The organism is Arthrobacter sp. NPDC056886 (assembly GCF_042788715.1).
Lineage (GTDB): Bacteria > Actinomycetota > Actinomycetes > Actinomycetales > Micrococcaceae > Arthrobacter.
Genome location: NZ_JBHUBT010000001.1, coordinates 241,874 through 260,600 on the forward strand (window position 1 = coordinate 241,874; position 18,727 = coordinate 260,600).

The 18,727-nt window shown below is 66.9% G+C and carries 21 protein-coding genes and 1 pseudogene; 15 read left to right on the forward strand and 7 right to left on the reverse strand.

The genetic code is table 11. From position 1 onward, the window contains the following. Positions 1 to 23 precede the first annotated feature (23 nt). Together ACFRJ8_RS01160 and ACFRJ8_RS01165 are read left to right on the forward strand one after the other, a co-directional pair. Positions 24 to 2,222 (forward strand): multicopper oxidase family protein, encoded by a 2,199-nt coding sequence (locus tag ACFRJ8_RS01160; protein ID WP_377984318.1) that lies wholly within the window; start codon positions 24 to 26, stop codon positions 2,220 to 2,222. A gap of 92 nt (positions 2,223 to 2,314) precedes the next feature. Then, the gene (locus ACFRJ8_RS01165; protein ID WP_377984319.1) at positions 2,315 to 3,445 is read left to right on the forward strand and encodes a hypothetical protein; all 1,131 of its coding nucleotides are present in this window, start codon (positions 2,315 to 2,317) and stop codon (positions 3,443 to 3,445) included. Between the two features lie 19 nt (positions 3,446 to 3,464). Here ACFRJ8_RS01165 and ACFRJ8_RS01170 read toward each other — a convergent pair whose 3' ends face one another. Then, positions 3,465 to 4,103, reverse strand: a complete 639-nt coding sequence (locus tag ACFRJ8_RS01170) for an NADPH-dependent F420 reductase (RefSeq protein WP_377984320.1) — start codon at positions 4,101 to 4,103, stop codon at positions 3,465 to 3,467. A 53-nt stretch (positions 4,104 to 4,156) separates the two neighbouring features. Continuing rightward, complete coding sequence (locus ACFRJ8_RS01175; RefSeq protein WP_377984321.1) at positions 4,157 to 4,789, reverse strand: hypothetical protein; 633 nt, start codon at positions 4,787 to 4,789, stop codon at positions 4,157 to 4,159. Between the two features lie 186 nt (positions 4,790 to 4,975). Between ACFRJ8_RS01175 and ACFRJ8_RS01180 the strand changes: the two genes are divergently transcribed. Next, positions 4,976 to 5,353 carry a VOC family protein gene (locus tag ACFRJ8_RS01180; RefSeq protein ID WP_377984322.1) on the forward strand — a complete coding sequence of 126 codons (378 nt, stop codon included), beginning with the start codon at positions 4,976 to 4,978 and terminating at the stop codon, positions 5,351 to 5,353. Positions 5,354 to 5,380: 27 nt separating this feature from the next. Here ACFRJ8_RS01180 and ACFRJ8_RS01185 read toward each other — a convergent pair. Both ACFRJ8_RS01185 and ACFRJ8_RS01190 read right to left on the reverse strand, forming a co-directional pair. Beyond that, a pseudogene (locus ACFRJ8_RS01185) lies at positions 5,381 to 5,755 on the reverse strand (NADPH-dependent FMN reductase); the annotation flags it as partial. A 23-nt stretch (positions 5,756 to 5,778) separates the two neighbouring features. After that, entirely contained in the window at positions 5,779 to 6,183 is a 405-nt protein-coding gene (locus ACFRJ8_RS01190; protein WP_377984323.1) for a DUF5997 family protein, read from the reverse strand. Positions 6,184 to 6,337: 154 nt separating this feature from the next. Here ACFRJ8_RS01190 and ACFRJ8_RS01195 point away from each other — a divergent pair, with 154 nt between their 5' ends. After that, the gene (locus ACFRJ8_RS01195) at positions 6,338 to 7,096 is read left to right on the forward strand and encodes a LysR family substrate-binding domain-containing protein (protein ID WP_377984324.1); all 759 of its coding nucleotides are present in this window, start codon (positions 6,338 to 6,340) and stop codon (positions 7,094 to 7,096) included. Between the two features lie 22 nt (positions 7,097 to 7,118). Here the strand turns inward: ACFRJ8_RS01195 and ACFRJ8_RS01200 are convergent, their stop codons facing one another. Then, positions 7,119 to 7,454: a hypothetical protein gene (locus tag ACFRJ8_RS01200; RefSeq protein ID WP_377984325.1), complete on the reverse strand. Its 336-nt coding sequence runs from the start codon at positions 7,452 to 7,454 to the stop codon at positions 7,119 to 7,121. A gap of 96 nt (positions 7,455 to 7,550) precedes the next feature. Here ACFRJ8_RS01200 and ACFRJ8_RS01205 point away from each other — a divergent pair, with 96 nt between their 5' ends. The 11 genes from ACFRJ8_RS01205 (at position 7,551) to ACFRJ8_RS01255 (ending at position 16,417) form a co-directional block, all read left to right on the forward strand. Then, on the forward strand, positions 7,551 to 7,871 hold the full coding sequence (locus ACFRJ8_RS01205) for a DUF6221 family protein (protein ID WP_277524979.1): 321 nt from the start codon (positions 7,551 to 7,553) through the stop codon (positions 7,869 to 7,871). A gap of 175 nt (positions 7,872 to 8,046) precedes the next feature. Next, complete coding sequence (locus tag ACFRJ8_RS01210) at positions 8,047 to 9,003, forward strand: hypothetical protein (protein ID WP_377984326.1); 957 nt, start codon at positions 8,047 to 8,049, stop codon at positions 9,001 to 9,003. 185 nt (positions 9,004 to 9,188) lie between these two features. Continuing rightward, complete coding sequence (locus ACFRJ8_RS01215; RefSeq protein WP_377984327.1) at positions 9,189 to 9,737, forward strand: DUF805 domain-containing protein; 549 nt, start codon at positions 9,189 to 9,191, stop codon at positions 9,735 to 9,737. 276 nt (positions 9,738 to 10,013) lie between these two features. Beyond that, complete coding sequence (locus tag ACFRJ8_RS01220) at positions 10,014 to 10,316, forward strand: urease subunit gamma (RefSeq protein WP_277524980.1); 303 nt, start codon at positions 10,014 to 10,016, stop codon at positions 10,314 to 10,316. Positions 10,317 to 10,325: 9 nt separating this feature from the next. Continuing rightward, positions 10,326 to 10,721: an urease subunit beta gene (locus ACFRJ8_RS01225; RefSeq protein WP_377984328.1), complete on the forward strand. Its 396-nt coding sequence runs from the start codon at positions 10,326 to 10,328 to the stop codon at positions 10,719 to 10,721. Next, positions 10,718 to 12,493: an urease subunit alpha gene (gene ureC / locus ACFRJ8_RS01230; RefSeq protein WP_377984329.1), complete on the forward strand. Its 1,776-nt coding sequence runs from the start codon at positions 10,718 to 10,720 to the stop codon at positions 12,491 to 12,493. Before ACFRJ8_RS01225 ends, ureC begins: the two co-directional genes overlap by 4 nt. 19 nt (positions 12,494 to 12,512) lie before the next feature. Then, positions 12,513 to 12,995: an urease accessory protein UreE gene (gene ureE / locus ACFRJ8_RS01235; RefSeq protein ID WP_377984330.1), complete on the forward strand. Its 483-nt coding sequence runs from the start codon at positions 12,513 to 12,515 to the stop codon at positions 12,993 to 12,995. Next, positions 12,976 to 13,665, forward strand: coding sequence for an urease accessory protein UreF (locus ACFRJ8_RS01240; protein WP_377984331.1), 690 nt, complete (start codon positions 12,976 to 12,978; stop codon positions 13,663 to 13,665). The genes ureE and ACFRJ8_RS01240 overlap by 20 nt, the downstream gene beginning before the upstream one ends. Positions 13,666 to 13,713: 48 nt before the next feature. Then, positions 13,714 to 14,331, forward strand: a complete 618-nt coding sequence (gene ureG / locus ACFRJ8_RS01245; RefSeq protein ID WP_377984332.1) for an urease accessory protein UreG — start codon at positions 13,714 to 13,716, stop codon at positions 14,329 to 14,331. Positions 14,332 to 14,522: 191 nt separating this feature from the next. Beyond that, positions 14,523 to 15,353, forward strand: coding sequence for an urease accessory protein UreD (locus ACFRJ8_RS01250; protein ID WP_377984676.1), 831 nt, complete (start codon positions 14,523 to 14,525; stop codon positions 15,351 to 15,353). Then, positions 15,353 to 16,417: a HoxN/HupN/NixA family nickel/cobalt transporter gene (locus ACFRJ8_RS01255; protein ID WP_377984333.1), complete on the forward strand. Its 1,065-nt coding sequence runs from the start codon at positions 15,353 to 15,355 to the stop codon at positions 16,415 to 16,417. The genes ACFRJ8_RS01250 and ACFRJ8_RS01255 overlap by 1 nt, the downstream gene beginning before the upstream one ends. A 14-nt stretch (positions 16,418 to 16,431) precedes the next feature. Here ACFRJ8_RS01255 and galK read toward each other — a convergent pair whose 3' ends face one another. Both galK and galT read right to left on the reverse strand, forming a co-directional pair. Next, on the reverse strand, positions 16,432 to 17,604 hold the full coding sequence (galK, locus tag ACFRJ8_RS01260; protein ID WP_377984334.1) for a galactokinase: 1,173 nt from the start codon (positions 17,602 to 17,604) through the stop codon (positions 16,432 to 16,434). Next, positions 17,601 to 18,701 (reverse strand): galactose-1-phosphate uridylyltransferase, encoded by a 1,101-nt coding sequence (gene galT, locus ACFRJ8_RS01265; RefSeq protein ID WP_377984677.1) that lies wholly within the window; start codon positions 18,699 to 18,701, stop codon positions 17,601 to 17,603. The genes galK and galT overlap by 4 nt, the downstream gene beginning before the upstream one ends. Positions 18,702 to 18,727: the final 26 nt, after the last annotated feature.

Consider the following 18,727-nt stretch of genomic DNA (forward strand, 5'->3'; position numbering starts at 1 on the left):
CCACACGAGGGGGGCACGGACTGATGGCTGGGCAATCCGCGGACGAAGGCGGGGTGTCCCGTCGAACCCTTTTGAGGCTGGGGGCGGCCGGAGGAGCCGGTGCCGCGCTGGTTGCCGCGCAGGGCCTCGGGGTGCCGTTTCTCGCACAGAGGGGCCTGCTCACGGCCGACGGCGCGTTCGCCGCGACGTCGGCAGCGCTCGGTGACGCGTTGTTCTACATTGAGAAGTTCCCGACGAGCCCGCTGATCCTCTCGCCGTTCAGCGACCCGCTGCCTATCCCGAAAGCGCTCGCCCCCGTACCGAAGTCGGTGTACAGCGCCTGGCCGAAGCCGCCGGGGCCCGGACCTGGTCAGCAGAACTCGCTGGGCAACGAGCGGCATCAGATCTGGCCTAGCCAGGTCGGCTTTCCGGACCCGATCGTCTACAAGATCGATGTGCAGCTTCGGACCCACTCCTTCACCAAGTCGCAAGTGCTGCCGATCGATTCAGACGGGGAGCCTACAAAGTCGTTCGACTCATCCGGCAGGACGTATGCGGCTGGCACGAAGCGGACATTGCCGCCCAGCACGATCTACGGCTTTAACGGCGTCTTTCCCGGCCCGATGATCAACGCCGAGTACGGCAAGCCCGCGCTCGTCAGGTTCGAGAACCATCTGGACGAGAACCCGCTCAACCTCGATCGCCAGGATTTTGGCTCCCCGGACTGGTCCTTCCTGACCCACCTGCACAACGGTCACACCGCGCCCGAGAGCGACGGCAACCCGCACTACTCTATGGTGTCCGGGCCGAAGCATCCGGGCTTCAGGCCGCAGATGTTCGTCGACAACCTTTACCTGAACTGGCCGGCCGGGGGAGACGACCGGGAGAAGCAGAGCTTCTTCTGGTTCCACGACCACACGATGGATCACACCGGCTCGAACGTCTACAAGGGCCTGGTGGGCCTCTATCCCATCTACGACCCGAAAAACGGGCTGGACATGGGAGACGAGCGGCGGGGTCTCCGGCTGCCCGGGGTCCGCACAAACAACTCGGACGGTTCCTTCGATGTTAAGTACGACATCCCGCTGGCCTTCTCGGACTTCCGCCTTGACGACGGCGACACCGTGCACAAGGACATCCACGACGTGCAGGGCGAGTTCCCGGCCGCCAAGAACCCGGCCAAGCACCCCGAGTGGTGGGGCAAGACGTTCTACAAGCACTTCCCCAATCACGGTTTTGTAGGCGACATCTGCACAGTCAACGGCACGGCCTTCCCGGTACTGGAGGTGAAGCGGCGCAAGTACCGCTTCCGGTTCCTTGACGCCTCGGTCTCGAGGATCTACGACTTCAAGCTGATGAGCTCGACGCAGGGTCCCAAGTCGTCGGCGTCGCTCGGCTTCGTCGATGATGAGCTCGAGGGCCAGTACCGCATCCCAGACGGCCAGCAGTCCATGCAGTTCACCCAGATCGCCTCCGACGGTGGACTCCTGCCGTTCCCGATCAAGCGCGACTCGTTCGAACTGTGGCCGGCCAAGCGGCGCGAGGTCATCATCGATTTCACCAAGTACCAGGACGGCACGCCGACCACCAAAGGCGACGTCATCTACCTCACCAACGTCATGAAGATGCCCAACGGGCGGATGTGGTCCAACTCGTCCCGCTTTTTACCTGATCCGGCCTACAAGGTGCCGCTGCTGAAGTTCGTGATCGGCGACAACGCGCCGGACGATAGTGTGATCCCGGCTGCCCTGACTCCTTTGCGTCCGCTTCCGCCGCTGCCGAGCAACTGGCGGAACCTGCTGGACAACCGCCTGATCTTCGAGGTGAAGCGGGGCGCACTGGGCGGCGAGACCGAGTGGCTCATCAACGGCAAACCCTTCGACCCGGCGTCGGTGGCGAGGAGCCTGAAAAACAAGGCAGGCGCCACGCCGCTGGCCGCGCAGAGGAAGAACAGCTTCAACCTCTGGGAGGTCCGCAATGGCGGCGGCGGCTGGGTGCACCCCTTCCACCTGCACATGGAGGAGCACCGCACCGTCATGCGCAACGGCAAGGACGTGACTCTTGCAGCAGATGCCGGGCATCCCGACGACGTCTCGAAAGAAGACCTGGCGGCGCTCGACCCCGGCGAGTCCGTGATCCTCTACCGGGGATTCCGGGACTTCGTCGGGCCGTATGTGGCGCACTGCCACAACCTTGCGCACGAGGACCACGCCATGATGTTCGGTTGGGAGATCACACCATGACGGCCGCCCGCCCCCAAACGAACCATGGGGTCCGGGGTCCGTCAAACCAGACTGGCCCCGGCTCCGACAGCGAACATGCGAGGCAGCAGGGGATGATCGAGGACATGCGGGTCGCCGACGCCGGCACGGACCGCAGAGTCTCGGTCCCAGTCCGGCCAGGTGTTCCGTGGCTGACGGTCGCATCCCTGTCTGTTGTGATGGCCTACGCCGACGGCTTCTGGATGATGTCGCTGCGCGGTGCCGTGGGGGCCATTGAACGCACGGAGGAGCCGTTCGCGAGCTGGCTGCGTGAGTCCACCCTGGTTCTGCCGGTTTTCGTCTTCGCGGTGCTTGGGGCCCTGACGCTGGCGCTCCGTCTATTTGGGCCGGTGCTGCGCAGGTCGGGCACGGTCCTGACAGCGATGCTGGTCGTTGCGGCCGGAACCGCCGTCGGCATAGCACTCATCACGGTCAGCGCGGCCTATGATTACCAGCTGCAGTCTTCCCAGCTGCAGCTGATTGGCTCGATGAGCCATACCTGCGCGGTTGGGGACTGCCTGGCGCTGCAAGAGCAAGCGTCCCTCGGGCTCCAAGTGCGTGCCGTGGGGTATGGCAGCGGGATCCTCGTGGTCACCAACCTCGTCCTGGTCGGCTGGGTGGTGGCGATTCGCGGCGGCCGATTGGACGTCAGCAGGACCCGGCGGCCAACTTCTCGCGGCAGGGGAATTGACCACCGAGGGCTATTTCTGGCTGCAGCGCTGTTCGGCAGCGCGGCCATCCACGCGGCAGTCGTTCCGGAGCATCTGAGCCAGCGGGCCGGCGCCGGTGTTTTCTTCGCAATTCTCGCTGCAGCCCAGCTTGCCGTGGGCCTCGTGTTGCTCGGCCGGCGGCACCGCGCTGTGCTCGTGGCCGTCGCAGCAGTCTCGATAGTTCCGCTGGCGCTGTGGTTGTGCTCCCGGACCGTCGGACTGCCGTTCGGACCAACTGCCGGCGTCCCCGAATCGGCCGGTCTGCCGGACATAGCTGCCGGCGTCCTGGAGCTGGGTACACTTCTGGCTGCCGTTGCCCTGCTCCGTGAGAAGGGCCGGCTCCCTGAAGGGCCGCCAGCATCTGCCCACATCCGATCGCTCCCGGTGGTGGCGGCGATCGCCATTGGCGTCTTGGGTCTTGCCGGAACCGGCCCAGCCTGGTTCGGCAACCCGGGTGGCTCCGGGAACGAGTCGGTCCAAGTCCACCACCATTGAGGTGCCAGCTCGGTTTCTGCTAGTCGACGATTTTCAGGCCGGTGCCCCAGTTGAAGGTTGGATACGCGGGGTTGGCCTGCAACGCCATCACCAGCAGCTGGAAGCCCTCCAGTTCTCGGGCGTGACGCAGCCCGCCCACTTGGAGCGGACGGAGTCCGGCGGCTTCGGCGAAGGCCGCGACCTCGTTGCGGGCCTCTTCGGAGTCCGAGGCAATGAACACATCCATCGGCGGGCCGCCGGCCGTCACAGAGCCGAGCGGGCCGGCGAAGGTGGTGTTGAAGGCTTTCACCACGCGTGCGCCCGGCAGCAGCGCGGCGATTTCCTCGGCCGCTGACGTTCCCGGGGCGACAACCAGCGAATCGAAAGTCTCGGTGTCGATCGGATTGCTGATCTCCACCACAGTCTTGCCGCTGAGGGTATCGCCGAAGTGCGTGGCGACTTCCTTGGCCGGGCCGAAGTACAGGGCGAGGACGACGATGTCGCCCTCGGGAACCTCGCTCAGGCCGCCCGTGCTGGTGTTGCCGCCAAGTTCAGCGCCGAGCTTGGCGGCATTCTCCGGGGTCCGGTCCAGAACCTGGACGGAACGACCGGCAGCGACAGCACGGGTGCCGATCGCCCGTGCCATGTTGCCGCTGCCGATGATCGTGATGTCAGTCATGATGGAACCTTTCCGAGGTTGCCGGAAACTGCTGGGATCAGCAATTCCGCGAATCAGCTGTGCGCGTGGTCCGGACCAGGCAGCGCGGCGTGGTTGACGCCGGCCGCGCGTTCGGCGGCAGCCAGGGCAGCTTCCAGCCGCTCCACAGCCGGGGCGTAGGCGGCGTCGGCTGAGGCACGATCCGCGTTGCCGCCGAGGCGCTCGGCGGCCTTGATCGCCCGGATCAGGGCCGCCGTTTCCGGCTGCCGGGCGTCGCTCATCGCGGGATAGTCAATCGAAAACCCCGGATCCAGTTCGTACTGCTGCCAGCGGGCGAGGGCGCGGCGGTGCCGTGCGGCCGCCGCCTCGTTCTTGAGCTGGGTCTCCCTGTCGGCGCGGCGGGCATCCTGCCTGGCCAGCATCCGGGGAGCCGCTGCCAGTGCCGCCACGCCCGCCCCTGCGGCCAGCATCCCGAGGGCCAGGCCGGCCCAGGGCCAGGCGGAGGAGGCAAGGATGATGGCCGGCACAACGACGGCCAGACCGGCGAAAACGTCCCAAAACGCGCCGTCGGCGCCTTCTGAGGGACCGTCATCAACGGCCAGGTGCTTGCGGGCAAAGTAGACCGAGGCGAACGCCGCCCCGGCAACCAGGATGGCGAGGGCGAGAAACTGCCAGGCCGCGAGGGCACCGGATAGTGAAAGCGTCATTGCACACCTCCCCGGAACGGTCCCGGGGCGGGCGCTGTTCCGCTAGTTCCATTGGAATCCCTGGCGGCGGGGCCGTCAATGCCCCGCCGGCCGGGCTGATGCAGACCGCCACACCGGGAGCCAAGGCCGGCCGCGCAGGCCGCGCGGCGGTTTCGTCACGGTTCCTCCCGGCGTAGCCTAGGGGCCATGCGACTGAAAATGTGCAGTATCCACGTCAAGGACCCAGCCTCAGCCCATGAGTTCTACACCGGCACGCTGGGGTTCGAAACCCTGATGGCCATGCCGGAGCACAACCTGTTCATCGTCAAGGATCCGGACGCTGCCGGGGGTGCCGGACTGCTGCTGGAGCCCAGTGACAACCCGATCGGCGCGGCCTACATGAACGGCCTGCACGACGCCGGAATTCCAGCGATCGTCTTTGGCGTGCCGGACGTGCGCGCCGAGTACGTCCGGCTGGCTGCCAAGGGCGTGATGTTCCAGGCGGAGCCGTCGGACGGGCCCGGCGGGACGTCCGTGGTGATGGACGACGGCTGCGGTAACTTCGTGCAGCTGCACCAGGACTAGCTGCCGGGCAACCGCACCTCAGCGGGCCTAGCGGCGCAGTTTGTCCTTGTCAGGGTGCTCGTCGCCGATGTGGCCGGGCGCGTTGGCGGCCAGGACGCGCGCCACGAAGGACGCATACTCCTCCATATAGTGGCGCAGCACCTTGGCCGTGGCCTCGTCCTTGACTTCGCCGTTCTCGCCGTAGACCTCCGGGACGAAGCGGATGTACGCCTCCGGCGCATTCAGCTGCGGTGCATCGAGGAAGCTCAGCACGCTGCGGAACGAGGACTGCATCACGGCCGTGCCGATGCCGCCGGGGGAGGCGCCGATGATCCCGGTGGGCTTGCGGGCGAAAGAGTTGGTGCCCCAGGGCCGGGATCCCCAGTCGATGGCGTTCTTCAGCGCTCCGGGGATGGAGCGGTTGTTCCGGAAGGCAGCGCTTGCGGCTATTCGGCCTTGGCGCGGGCTTTCTTGGCGTCCTTCTTGGCGGCCTCGTCCTTGACCCGCTGGGCCTCGGCGCGGACGGCGGCGTGGGTGGAGCGCTCGGCGACCAGCCAAGCCGGGGGAGCCTGGAGCAGCGCGGTGATTTCCGCCGTCGTCAGCGCTTCCTCAACACCACCGCGGGACAGGCCGCTGATGGAGACGTTGAGCTTTTGCGCCACCACGGGACGCGGGTGCGGACCGTTGCGGCGCAGTTCCGCGAGCCACTCTGGCGGGTTGGCCTGAAGCTCGGCGAAGTCGGCGCGCGTGATGACCGAATCCTGGAACTCCTGGGGTGTCGCCGGCAGGTAGATGCCAAGCTTCTTGGCAACGGTGGCCGGCTTCATGGACTGGGAGTTTGCAGAGGTCATAGTTCAAGGGTATCCGGCGGGATGCCCGCAGGGCACCAATCCAGCACCAGGCCAGTACCAATCCAGCACCAGACCAGCATCAAGACAGCGTCTAACCAGCACGGTGCAGCCGTCGGGGCGGACCCCCGCGCCACTCCGGCGGTACTGTGAACATGTGTCCGCAGCAGAAGAAGCACCCCAGACCCCCGACGAAACCGCCGTCGCCCCAGCCGTTGCAGTTGGGCGCGAGCTGCGCTTCGCGTACGTCGCCGGTGTGACACCCGGAAAATGGATCCGGCGCTGGGAGGAGCGGATGCCGGATGTGCCGCTGCACTCCTTTATGTCCGACGACGGCGCGCAGCTTGCCGTGCTCCGCGACGGTTCCGCGGACCTGAGCTTTGTCCGGCTCCCGGTGGAACGCGAGGGCCTCAGCGTCATCCCGCTCTACGAGGAACAGCCAGTGGTGGTCGCCCCCAAGGGGCATGAGATTTCTTTGTTTGAGGAAGTGGGCCTGGCGGACCTGTCTGCCGAGACCTTCCTCGACGTGCAGGAACTCGGCGGCCCCGAGATGGCCCTGCGGGTGGTGGCATCCGGCGCAGGGCTGGTGATCCTGCCGATGTCTGTGGCCCGGCATTTCAACGTTAAGGACACCGTGGCGCGGAAACTCACGGGTGCGCCCGGAACGGAGATCGCCCTGGCCTGGCCCAGCGACGCCACCGACGAGGTCATCGAGGAATTTATCGGGATTGTCCGCGGACGCACGGCCGCGAGCTCCCGCCAGCCCTCGGCGCAGCAGGAGAAGAAACCCAAACGCGAGCCCAAGCCGGACCGGCGCGGCACCGGAGCCGCCAAGAAGCCCAAGGTGGCGCAGCGTTACGCGCCCAACCCGGACAAGGGCCGCGGCAAGGGCTCCCGGAAAAAGGGGAAGCGCTAAGGCGCAGCCCTCCCGGCGTGCGTTACTTGGCGCAGGCGTCCTGAAGAGCCTTGACCGATTCGGTCGGAACCTGGTCGCCGGAGTCAGCGATCTGGCGCAGCGGGGTGGTGAGCTCAGCCGGTGCCCCCGCGGTTTCCGCACCGGCCACAAGGCCGCCCAGCAGTTCCTTGTCCTTGACGCTGATCAGGCCGTCCTCCACGACGGCGCAGGCCTGCTTCTTCACTTCAGTGCCGGCCGCTGTAGCAACCTGGGATGCCCCGTTGCTGACAGCCTTTTCAGCAGCGTCCTGCACCTGGCCACAGCCGGTAAGGGCGATCAAGAAGGCGGCAGCGGCAAGGGCGGCGAGACGTCGTTTCATTCATCCACCCTAACAAGCACGGCTTGTGCAGATCGGAGGGAAAAGGGCAACGCCAGGCCGTAGCCGTGTGAGCACCGGCGCGCATAGGCTCGGTTAGTGGACATCGTCGAGTTCTTGACCGCACGCATTACAGAAGACGAAGCTGCCGCCCTGAAACTGCTCGGCGACCCCACGCTTGCCGTATCCGGCGAGTGGTATGAACGCCGCCTGCTCCGCGAGTGCGAGGCCAAGCGCCAGCTCATCGGCATCATTGAATCTGCCCGCCAGTCCGTTCTGGCCACTCTGGTCAGCGAGGAACCCGCCGACGCCGGATGGGTTCCGGACGTCATTGAATGGACCACGCTGTCCCTGCACACCCTGGCCCTGCCGTACGCGGATCACCCCGAATTCCAGGCCCGCTGGCGGATCACCGGGTAGGGGCGCGGGCGCCGTCACCTACGACAGACGCCCCCGGGCCGACCAACAGGCACTTCCCGACGGTAATTGAGAATCGTAGAAACCGGCGCTGGTTTTCCGTCACCGAATGTCTCCGGCATGTACATTTGTCCTCATCGCCATGCCGGCTACGGCGGGGACGGCATTTGGGGGAAAATTGAAGAACACTTTTGCGCGTCTCGGAGTAGCCGCGGCACTTTCGGCAGCATTGCTGGCATCCGCCGGCGTACCCGCTCAGGCGTCAGAGGGACGAGCCGGCACGCTCAAGGCAATAGCCGTTCAGGCGGAATTCGTCAGCCAGTACCAGTATCTGCGTGTCACCGGCAGCCCGGCGGTCGGCCACGTCCTGCGCGCCGTGCTGGGCACCTGGGCCACGGGCGCCACGGTTACCTATCAGTGGGCCCTCAACGGAGTGCCGATCGCAGGCGCCACCCGCACTTCATATGTCCCGGTCACCTCCGACCTCAACAAGCGGCTCACCGTCACGGCCACGGGCACGAAACCTGGCTCAGTCACGCAGGTCTACACCTCGGACCAGACCAGTCGCGTCTACATTGCATACATCAAGTCAACAGGCCCGGTGTTGATCTCCGGCTCACTGACCACCGGATCGTGGCTTTCTGCCAGCCAGGGCGCCTGGAACGTTCCGGGTGTCACGCTGTTCCGGCATTGGATGCGCAACGGGATCGACATCCCCGGCTGGCAAGGTGTCTCGAACTGGTACCAGCTGACCACCGAAGACGTCGGTGCAAAGATCAGTGTCCGGACCGTTGCCGGGAAGTACAGCTACCGGAACAGCGTGCCGGTGGTCTCGGCCGAAACCGGGGTCATTACGAAGGGCCTGATCCTCTCCTTCAAGGCACCGGCGATCACCGGCACCGCCAAGGTCGGCCGGGTCCTGTCGACAACCGCGGGTACCTGGAACGTCCCCGGGCTCACCGTGAAGTATCAGTGGTACGCCGGCGGGGTGGCCGTCCCCGGCGCCACCAGCAAAACGTTCACTCCCACACTGGCACAAGCCGGCAAGACGCTGAAGGCGAAGGTGAGCGTCTCCAAGAGCGGCTACATTCCGGCTTCCGTTTTCTCCGCGGTCTCTGCAACCGTCGCCAGGTAGCCGTTCGACGGCCGCCTTACGGCACTCCCCCCGGCACGAGCAGTTTGGGCCGTTGTTGCGGACCGCCAGCTCTTTTTCGCGCCCTGACCTGCGGAAACACTCCGCCCGTACCTGCCGCGGACGACGTATCGCCGGTAACATGGCGCAACCGACGCCCGCTAAGCCGTCCCTTGAAAGAGAGCGATATGTCAGATCCACATCAGTTCCCGCGGTACACCGGCCAGCAGCAGTGGCCAAGCGAGCAGCCCCGGCAGAATCCCTACGCTGCGCCGGCGTACCCGGGCACGGCAGCCGGGCCGGTTCCGCTCTGGGCACCGCTCTACGGCGCCTCCCTGCCGGAGGCCGTGGCCAGGTTCTTCAGGAAGTACGCGACGTTCTCGGGCCGGGCCAGCCGGAGTGAGTACTGGTGGTGGGCACTCGTCTCCGGCATCGTCTCGCTCGTCCTGAACATCTTCATGTTTACCGCCGGCTACGCCGGCGCAACCTTGCTGCCTGACGGCAGCAGCGCTCCGGGCCCAGGGTATTTTGTCGGGCTCATCCTGGCCTTCGTCTGGTTCCTGGCAGTCCTCATCCCGTCCCTGGCCGTCTCCGCCAGGCGCCTGCACGACGCCAACTACAGCGGTTGGATGCTGCTCCTCGGGCTCGTTCCCCTGGTCGGAGGCATCGTCCTGCTGGTCTTCACGCTGATGGATTCCAAGCCGGAAGGCCAGCGGTTCGACAAGCCAACCTGGTAAGAGGGGAGGTTGAGGGCCACCGGTGCAGTACGCTCCGGTGGCCCGTCTGCGTCCAGACACCGGCGGCTCAGTACGAATCCAGCAGCCAGGCTGTTATTTCCTGGGCGTCGTGTCCGGCGCCGGACATCAGGGGGCGGCGTGCGGCCTGGAGCGCCGCCAGCCACGAGAAGCGACAAATGTGACGCCGGAAACCTGCAGGAAATCTCCGCGGCCTACGCTGGTCACACCGCGGCATCTGCGGTCCGCCAGCCGGCCGGTTCTTGAAGGGATTCCGTCATGCACCTCTTGCCCCGTGAGCAGGAAAAGCTCATGATCGTGGTCGCGGCGGACCTCGCCCGCCGCCGCCAGGCCCGCGGGCTGAAGCTGAACTTCCCCGAGGCCGTCGCCGTCATCAGCTACGAACTGATGGAGGGCGCCCGGGACGGCCGGACCGTGGCGGAGCTCATGAGTTACGGAACTACCCTCCTTAACCGCGATGACGTGATGGAGGGCGTGCCGGAAATGATCCACGACGTCCAGGTCGAGGCCACCTTCCCGGACGGCACCAAGCTCGTCACCGTTCACGATCCCATCCGCTAGGGGGCTTCCATGATTCCGGGAGAATACGTTCTCAGCGCCACGCCGCTGATGATCAACGAGGACCGCGAGGCGGTGACCGTCGCGGTGACCAACGCCGGTGACCGCCCCGTCCAGGTGGGCTCGCACTATCACTTTGCCGAAGCGAATCCGGCGCTGCTGTTCGACCGGCAGGCTGCCTACGGCCGGCGCCTGGACATTCCGGCAGGGACCGCCGCGCGGTTCGAACCGGGGGACAGCAGGACTGTCCGGCTGATTGAACTCGCGGGCAGCCGTGAAGTGTACGGCCTCAGCAACGCCGTCAACGGGGCACTCGGCCAGACCGGAATCCACGAGGCGGGACTTCATGTTTCCGAACGCCATGTTTCCGGACTCCATGTTTCCGAACGGAAAGGGGACGCGCAGTGAGTTTTGAATTGTCCCGCAGGCAATACGCGGACCTCTACGGCCCGACGACTGGCGACGCTATCCGCCTGGCCGATACCGATCTGTTCCTTGAGATCGAGAAGGACTTCACCGTCTACGGCGAGGAAGTGGTGTTCGGCGGCGGCAAGGTGATCCGCGACGGCATGGGCCAGAACGGCCAGCTGACCCGGGACGGGGACGGCTCCGGCAGTATTGGTTGCGGCGGCGGAATCCCGGACACCGTGATCACCAACGTAGTGGTGCTGGACTACACCGGCATCTACAAGGCCGACGTCGCGCTCCGGGATGGCCACATCTTCCGGATCGGCAAGGCCGGCAACCCGCAGATCACCGACGGCGTGGACATCGTGATCGGGGCGAGCACCGAGATCATTGCCGGTGATCGGAAAATCCTGACGGCCGGCGGCGTCGACTCCCACATCCATTTCATCTCGCCGGAGCAGGTCCCGGCTGCCCTGTGCAGCGGCGTGACCACAATGGTGGGCGGCGGCACCGGCCCCGCCGAAGGCACCAAGGCCACCACCGTCACCCCCGGCAAATGGCACATCCACCGGATGCTGCAGGCCGCAGAAGGGCTCCCGATCAACATCGGGCTGTTCGGCAAGGGGCACGCCTCCGCCGTCGAGCCGCTCGCTGAACAGATCCGCGCCGGCGCGATCGGACTGAAAGTCCACGAGGACTGGGGATCCACCACGTCCTCGATCGACACCTCGCTGAAGGTCGCGGACGAATACGACGTGCAGGTGGCCCTTCACACCGACACCCTGAACGAATGCGGCTTCGTGGAGGACACCATCCGCGCGATCGACGGCCGCGTGATCCACACCTTCCACACCGAAGGCGCCGGCGGCGGCCACGCACCGGACATCATCAAGATCGCCGGGCTGCCCAACGTCCTGCCGGCGTCGACGAACCCCACCCTGCCTTACACGCGCAACACCATCGAAGAGCACTTGGACATGCTCATGGTGTGCCACCACCTGAACCCGGACATCCCGGAAGATGTGGCGTTCGCGGACTCCCGGATCCGCGCCGAGACCGTCGCGGCCGAGGACGTCCTGCAGGACCTGGGCATCTTCGCGATCACGTCCTCGGATTCCCAAGCCATGGGCCGCGTGGGCGAAGTGATCCTCCGCACTTGGCAGGTGGCGGACAAGATGAAGAAGCAGCGCGGCGTGCTCAAGGACCCTGATGGCGGCAGCCACGGCGCTGCGGCCGGATTGGGTGCGGAGAGCGACAACTTCCGGCTCAAGCGGTACGTCGCGAAATACACCATCAACCCGGCTATCGCGCAGGGCATGGCCGACTCGATCGGCTCGGTGGAGGTCGGAAAATTTGCGGACCTGGTTCTCTGGGACCCGGCTTTCTTCGGAGTGAAGCCGGAGCTCGTCCTCAAGGGCGGCCAGATCGCCTACGCCCTCATGGGCGACGCCAACGCCTCCATTCCCACCCCGCAGCCGCGCACGATGCGGCCGATGTTCGCCGCCTACGGCAAGGCGCTGCAGCAGTCCTCCATCACCTTTCTTTCCCAGGCTGCCATCGACGCCGGGGTCCCGGCGGAGCTCGGCCTGGAGAAGGTCATCCGGCCCGTGTCCGGCATCCGCAGCCTCACCAAGGCGGACCTCAAGTACAACGGCGCCACCCCTGATATCGACGTCGACCCGGAGACGTATCAGGTCAGGGTCGACGGCGAGGACGTCACATGCGAACCGTCGGACGTCCTGCCAATGGCGCAGCGCTACTTCCTTTTCTAGGCTTCCAGAGGAGACCAGCATGATTATCGAAAAGGTCCTCGGCAACACCTATGACCTCCCTCCCGGTCCGGACCCGTATGCCGGACTGCACCGGGAAAAGGTGGTGCTGCCCAGCGCCCAGCTGGTCAAACGCATCCAGCGCGTCACCACCGACCACGGGAAGGAGCTCGGCATCCGCCTCCCCGCCGGTTCCGGTGACCTGCGCGACGGCGACATCCTGCACGTGGCCGGGGCCAACATGATCGTCGTGTCCGTGCTGCCCACAGATGTCCTGGTGATCGCCCCTCGCTCCATCTACGAGATGGGCGTAGTGGCGCACTCCTTGGGCAACCGGCACCTGCAGGCCCAGTTCTTCGACGCGTCCTCGGAGTACGGCGCAGAGGTGATGGTCTGCCAGTACGACCACACCGTGGAGAACTATCTCAAACACGTCGGAGCGCCCTACGACCGCCAGGAGCGCGTGATGCCCGTCCCCTTCCGCCATGCCGAACACCCCCACTAGTTCCGAGTCCTACCGGCTCGCTTTGCAGCAGCTGACGGATTCTGCGCTGCCTACCGGGGCGTTTGCTCACTCGCTCGGGTTTGAGACGTACATTGAGCGCGGGCTGGTGCACGACGAGGAGTCGTTTGGGGTTTGGCTGGCGGCGTTCATTTCACAGCAGTTGACGTACTCGGACGCCTTGGCTATCCGGTTCCTTTATGAGGGTGCTCCTGTTGCTGAACTGGATGCATTGCTGACCGCGCAGCTCCTGCCCCGGCAACTGCGCGAGGCCAGCATCAAGATGGGGACCCGGCTGCTGGAGATCGGGGCCGAGATTTTTCCCTCCCCTGCGCTGGCGGAATACCGCGAACTGGTGACGTCCGGCCGTGCCGCCGGGCATCAGCCGCTGGCGTTCGCCGTGATCGCCCGTTCCCTGGCTGTCCCGCAGGGTGAGGCCCTGAGCGCTTACTTGTTCGCGACGGTCACCTCGCTGACGCAGAACGCAGTCCGGGCGATCCCGCTGGGGCAGAACGCCGGCCAGCGGCTGCTGCGGAAGGCGGCCGACGGCGTCGCTGCCGCGGCTGAGCGGGCCGGCCACCTCACGCCTGACGACTTTGGCGCCGTCAGCCCCGGTCTCGAAATTTCGCAGATGCGGCACGAACGCCAGCGCGCCCGCATGTTCATGAGCTAGCTGATCTGTACGAAAAATGTTGTACGAGAAATATGTCTGGAGAAGAATATGTCTGAGCCCATCAAGATCGGCATCGGCGGCCCGGTGGGTGCCGGAAAGACCCAGCTCGTGGAGCGCCTCACCCGCCACATGAGCCGGGATATCTCCATGGCGGCCATCACCAACGACATCTACACGATCGAGGACGCCAAGATCCTCGCCGCCAACGGGATCCTCCCATTGGACCGGATCATCGGCGTCGAAACCGGCGGCTGCCCGCATACCGCCATCCGCGAGGACACCTCTATGAACACGGCAGCCATCGAGGAGCTGAAGAAGCGGCACCCCGATCTGCAGGTGATCTTTGTGGAATCCGGCGGCGACAACCTCTCCGCCACCTTCAGCCCCGAGCTGGTGGACTTCTCCATCTACATCATCGACGTCGCCCAGGGGGAGAAGATCCCGCGCAAGGCCGGCCAGGGCATGATCAAGGCCGACCTCTTCATCATCAACAAAACCGACCTCGCGCCGCACGTCGGCGCGGACCTCTCCGTCATGGAACGGGACTCCCGCGAATTCAGGGGCGAGAAGCCGTTCTGCTTCACGAACCTCAAAACCGACGAAGGGCTGGAGCGCGTCATCGACTGGGTGCGGCGCGACGTCCTGATGCTCGACCTGGCGTCGTGAGCACGACGGCGGCCGTTCAGTCTCACGTGGTTGTCTCACCTGGGCCGGCGCCCGCGGGTGAAGGGGGCCGTGCCCGTCCCCAGCCGCTCCCAACTCTCGCAAGCTCGAGTCGGGGCCCTCGCGGCAGTGGGCCCCCCGCGAGGGCCGCCACGCCGCGGCCCCCTTCACCCGCGTCCGCTGATCGGCCCGTGATGGGTCACCTTGAGCTTCTCGTCGCTGATCGTGGGGGACGGTCGGTGGCCACTCATCAGTACCATCGCGGGGCTTTGAGGATTTTGCGGCCGCACTACTTGGATGGGAGCGGGCAGGTTTGTTATGTGCTGGTGAATCCAGGCGGGGCTTATCTGGGGGCCGACCTCTATGTGATTGACGTGGAGGTGGCGGACGGGGCGAAGCTGCTGCTCGCGACGCAGTCGGCCACCAAGATCTACCGGACGCCGGGGTCCTTTGCCGAGCAGCGGATGAGGCTGCGGCTTGGGGAGGGGGCCCGTTTGGAGCTCGCCCCGGACCAGGTGATCGCCTACCGGGAGGCCAGCTACCGGCAGAATACCCATGTCACGGTGCGGCCGTCGTCGAGCCTGATCATGGCCGAAATTGTCACGCCGGGGTGGTCGCCGGACGGGGCCTCGTTCCGGTACGAGGAGCTGCGGTTGCGGACCGAGATCCGGGTCGAGTCCGGGGGAGCGGGCGGGCTGCTGGCCCTGGACAATGTGCTCATCCGCCCGTCCCTGGGCGATGTTACGGGCATGGCGTTCATGGAGGGCTTCAGCCATCTGGGGTCGCTGATCGTGGTGGACCCGCGGGTGGACCAAGCCCTCGCCGACGAACTCCACGAGGTCACGGCCGGGTTCGGCGCCCATATCGGCATTTCGCTCACTACCGCCGTACTGGGAACGGCCGGGCTGGTGCTGAGGTCGCTCTCGAACAGCACAGAGGAACTGCAGCGCGTTCTGGGAACCGCCACTGCCCTGCTGCGCAAACGCTGGTATGCCCAGGATCCGCTGGATCTGAGGAAGTACTGATGGCTGCGATCGGGCAGATGGCAGTGTTGCACCGGCTGTACCGCCGGCGGGCGCACCTGCCGCTGAGGACTCGGCTGCTGGTGACCTTCGGTGCGGTGGCCGCACTGCACGCCGCCGCCGTCGTGCTGCTTGTGGCCGGTGCGGCGGGGGGCGGACAGCCGCTGGGGATCGGACTGGTACTGACGGCCTATCTGGCGGGCGTGAAACACAGCTACGACTGGGACCACCTCGCGGCGATCGATAACTCCACCCGGAAGTTCGCGGCCGAGCACCGCGATCCGGTCAGCGTGGGCTTCGCGTTCAGCCTGGGCCACAGTTCCGTGGTGGTCCTCGCCGGGGTGCTCGTGGTGGCGGGAGCCTCGCTGGTGGGGAACTTCATGGCGGAGGGGACCCCCGGGAACATGCTGCTGGGGCTCATCGGCAGCGGGGTGTCGGGGCTTTTCCTGCTGGTCATGGGTGCCTTCACCGGCGCCGCCTTCCTCCAAACACTGAAGGTTTATCGCGGTGCGCGCACTGGTGCCGCGATCTCCCACGAGGACCTTGCCGCGAGGGGCTTCGTGGCCCGGCTGCTCGCGCGTCCGCTGGCCCGGGTTCAACATCCCCGGAACATCTACGTGATCGGATTCCTCTTCGGGCTGGGTTTCGATACCGCCACCACGATCGGCCTGCTGGTCATGGCGACAGCGGCGTCCCTGGCCGGCGTCTCCCCGCTCGCCCTGCTGGCGCTTCCCCTGGCTTTCACGGCGGCCATGACCCTGTGCGATACCGTCAACGGCGTGGCCATGATGCGGATGTACCGCTCGGCCCTCGCGGATCCGCGGCGCAAACTCGGCTTCAATGCCGTCATCACAGGCATCTCCGCGGTGTCCGCCCTCTTCATAGCCGTCATCACCTTGGGCGCGGCTCTTCACGAGGTGTTCGGGCTTGGGGATCCGCTGACCAGTTGGCTCGGGTCGGTGGACCTGGGCGACGCCGGCCTGTTGCTGGTGGCGCTGCTGATGTCCGCCTGGGCTGTGGCTTCGTTGCGCGGGCGGACATCCTCACGCGCCGGCTACGGGCGTTGACTAGCCGGCCCTGATCAGAGCCGCCGCGCCCCCTCTGCCGGCAGGACCGCGAAGACGTCCGGCGCCGGCAGCCCACGGGAGGCGAAGCCGGCAAGGACCGCGGACCGGGCCCGATCGGCGTCCTCCACCGGAACCAGGGCGATGGCCGATCCGCCGAACCCGCCACCCGTCATCCGGGCACCGCTCGCCCCGTTGGCGCGGGCGGTGTCAACGGCCAAGTTCAGCTCCGGGCAGGAGATCTCGAAGTCGTCCCGCATGGAGCGGTGACTGGCGTCCAGCAGTTCCCCGATGGCGAGCGGGCCGCGGGTCCCGAGCAGTTCCGCGGTCCGGACGACACGTTCATTCTCGGTGACGATGTGCCGGACCCGCCGGAACGTCTCCTCGTCGAGGATGCGCTCGGCCCCGGGCAGGTCGGCGGCCCCGAGGTCGCGAAGCGTGCCCACACTCATGGCGCGGGCGCCCTGGACGCAGGAGGCCCGGCGATCGGCATACCCGCCGCTGGCGTGGGCGTGCGAGACCTTGGTGTCGATGACCAGGCACACCAGCCCGGCTTCCGCCAGGCCAAGCGGTACCGGGCGGGAGCTGAGGTCGCGGCAGTCCAGGTAGACGGCGCAATCCTCGGTGCCCAGCATCGAGGCGGACTGGTCCATGATGCCGGTGGGGGCGCCGACCACGTTGTTTTCGGCACGCCGCCCGATGTCCGCCAATTCGGCGCGGCCCAGGCCGGCTCCCGTGAGATCGGACAGGGCAAGGGCGACGGCGCACTCCAGGGCCGCGGAGGAGGACAGCCCGGCGCCGACCGGCACATCGGAGGACACGAACAGGTCAAAGCCCGGCACCGTAATGCCCGTGCGTTCCAGCTCCCAGGCCACGCCCGCCGGATAAGCGGACCACCCCGCCGCCTGGTCCGGGGTGAAAGTGTCGAGATCGAATTCGACCGGTTCCGCGCCCGGGAACCCGGAGGCCAGGCGCACGGTGCGGTCTGCCCGGGCTGCCACGGCCACGGTGGTGCTGCGGTTGATGGCGAAGGGCAGGACGAGGCCCTCGTTGTAGTCCGTGTGCTCGCCAATCAGGTTGACCCGTCCCGGTGCCTGCCATACGCCGTCGGGGTTCCGGCCGAAGTGGCCGGCGAAGGCGCCCGTCAGCGCGTCCGCCAGGGCCGTTCCTGTGCTGTCGATGTTGGTCATGGGGTTCCTGTCCTGGCGTCCCGGAGCCTGGCGGCGACCTCTTCGGGCGTGGTGTCGTTGATGAAGGCGCCCATGGCGGCCTCGGAGCCGGCCAGGAATTTGAGTTTGTCCGCGGCACGCCGGGGCGAGGTGAGCTGCAGGTGCAGGTAGCCGGACCGGCGCAGCACCGGGTCAACCGGGGCCTGGTGCCAGGCGCTGATGTACGGCGTCGGGCTGCCGTAGAGCGCGTCCAGCCGGCCCAGGAGGTCCGGATACAGGACGGCGAGCTCGTCGCGCTCGGTGCCGGTCAGCGCCGCCAGGTCCGGAACCTGGCGGTGCGGGACGAGGTGGATTTCCAGCGGCCAGCGGGCCGCGAACGGCACGTAGGCGCTGAAGTATTCGCCCTCGAGCACCATCCGGGCGCCGTCTGCGCGTTCGCCCGCCAAAATGGTCCCGGTCAGGGTGGCCGTCCCGCCCGCCGCGTCGTGGAACTGCCGGGCGGCCGCGGCCATCACCGCGGCCCGCGGCGTGACATAGGGGTAGGCGTAGATCTGGCCGTGCGGGTGGTGCAGTGTCACGCCGATGTCCTGGCCGCGGTTCTCGAAGCAGAACACCTGTGCCACGCCGGGCAGGGCGCTCAGTGCCTCAGTCCGGTGGGCCCAGGCGTCGATCACGGTGCGCACGCGCCGGCTGCTGAGCGCGGCGAACGTCCCGGTGTGCTCGGGTGTGAAGGCGACCACCTCGCACCGCCCGCCGGCGATCCCGCGGGTTCCCCAGCCCGGGGATGCCGGAGCGGATGCGAAATCCGGGCCCAGCGACGGGAAGCGGTTTTCAAACACGGCGACGTCGTAATCCGCGGCCGGGATCTCCGAGGGCCGCGTATCGGTGCTCGGGCACAGCGGGCACTCGTCGGCCGGCGGCAGGTGCGTCCGGTGTTGCCGGTGCGCGGCGACCGCCACCCAGTCCCCGGTCAGTGCGTCGTACCTGATCTCCCCCGACGGTCCGCGCCCGGGAAGTTCGCGGCGGTCCCAGGACGGGCGCTGCCGGGCACGGCCGGTGTCGTCGAAATACAGGAGTTCGCGCCCGTCGGCGAGGCGCGTGCTGGAGACCGCGGACATCGACGCCGGGGCGTCGCTGCGGTTGA

What these genes read in the sequence shown, in the direction of transcription:
- ACFRJ8_RS01160 (WP_377984318.1), top strand. Translation starts at nt 24, where the DNA reads ATGGCTGGGCAATCCGCGGACGAAGGCGGGGTGTCCCGTCGAACCCTT.
- ACFRJ8_RS01165 (WP_377984319.1), top strand. Translation starts at nt 2,315, where the DNA reads ATGATCGAGGACATGCGGGTCGCCGACGCCGGCACGGACCGCAGAGTC.
- ACFRJ8_RS01170 (WP_377984320.1), bottom strand. Translation starts at nt 4,103, where the DNA reads ATGACTGACATCACGATCATCGGCAGCGGCAACATGGCACGGGCGATC.
- ACFRJ8_RS01175 (WP_377984321.1), bottom strand. Translation starts at nt 4,789, where the DNA reads ATGACGCTTTCACTATCCGGTGCCCTCGCGGCCTGGCAGTTTCTCGCC.
- ACFRJ8_RS01180 (WP_377984322.1), top strand. Translation starts at nt 4,976, where the DNA reads ATGCGACTGAAAATGTGCAGTATCCACGTCAAGGACCCAGCCTCAGCC.
- ACFRJ8_RS01190 (WP_377984323.1), bottom strand. Translation starts at nt 6,183, where the DNA reads ATGACCTCTGCAAACTCCCAGTCCATGAAGCCGGCCACCGTTGCCAAG.
- ACFRJ8_RS01200 (WP_377984325.1), bottom strand. Translation starts at nt 7,454, where the DNA reads ATGAAACGACGTCTCGCCGCCCTTGCCGCTGCCGCCTTCTTGATCGCC.
- ACFRJ8_RS01215 (WP_377984327.1), top strand. Translation starts at nt 9,189, where the DNA reads ATGTCAGATCCACATCAGTTCCCGCGGTACACCGGCCAGCAGCAGTGG.
- ACFRJ8_RS01220 (WP_277524980.1), top strand. Translation starts at nt 10,014, where the DNA reads ATGCACCTCTTGCCCCGTGAGCAGGAAAAGCTCATGATCGTGGTCGCG.
- ACFRJ8_RS01225 (WP_377984328.1), top strand. Translation starts at nt 10,326, where the DNA reads ATGATTCCGGGAGAATACGTTCTCAGCGCCACGCCGCTGATGATCAAC.
- ureE (WP_377984330.1), top strand. Translation starts at nt 12,513, where the DNA reads ATGATTATCGAAAAGGTCCTCGGCAACACCTATGACCTCCCTCCCGGT.
- ACFRJ8_RS01240 (WP_377984331.1), top strand. Translation starts at nt 12,976, where the DNA reads ATGCCGAACACCCCCACTAGTTCCGAGTCCTACCGGCTCGCTTTGCAG.
- ureG (WP_377984332.1), top strand. Translation starts at nt 13,714, where the DNA reads ATGTCTGAGCCCATCAAGATCGGCATCGGCGGCCCGGTGGGTGCCGGA.
- ACFRJ8_RS01250 (WP_377984676.1), top strand. Translation starts at nt 14,523, where the DNA reads ATGGGTCACCTTGAGCTTCTCGTCGCTGATCGTGGGGGACGGTCGGTG.
- ACFRJ8_RS01255 (WP_377984333.1), top strand. Translation starts at nt 15,353, where the DNA reads ATGGCTGCGATCGGGCAGATGGCAGTGTTGCACCGGCTGTACCGCCGG.
- galK (WP_377984334.1), bottom strand. Translation starts at nt 17,604, where the DNA reads ATGACCAACATCGACAGCACAGGAACGGCCCTGGCGGACGCGCTGACG.
- galT (WP_377984677.1), bottom strand. Translation starts at nt 18,701, where the DNA reads ATGTCCGCGGTCTCCAGCACGCGCCTCGCCGACGGGCGCGAACTCCTG.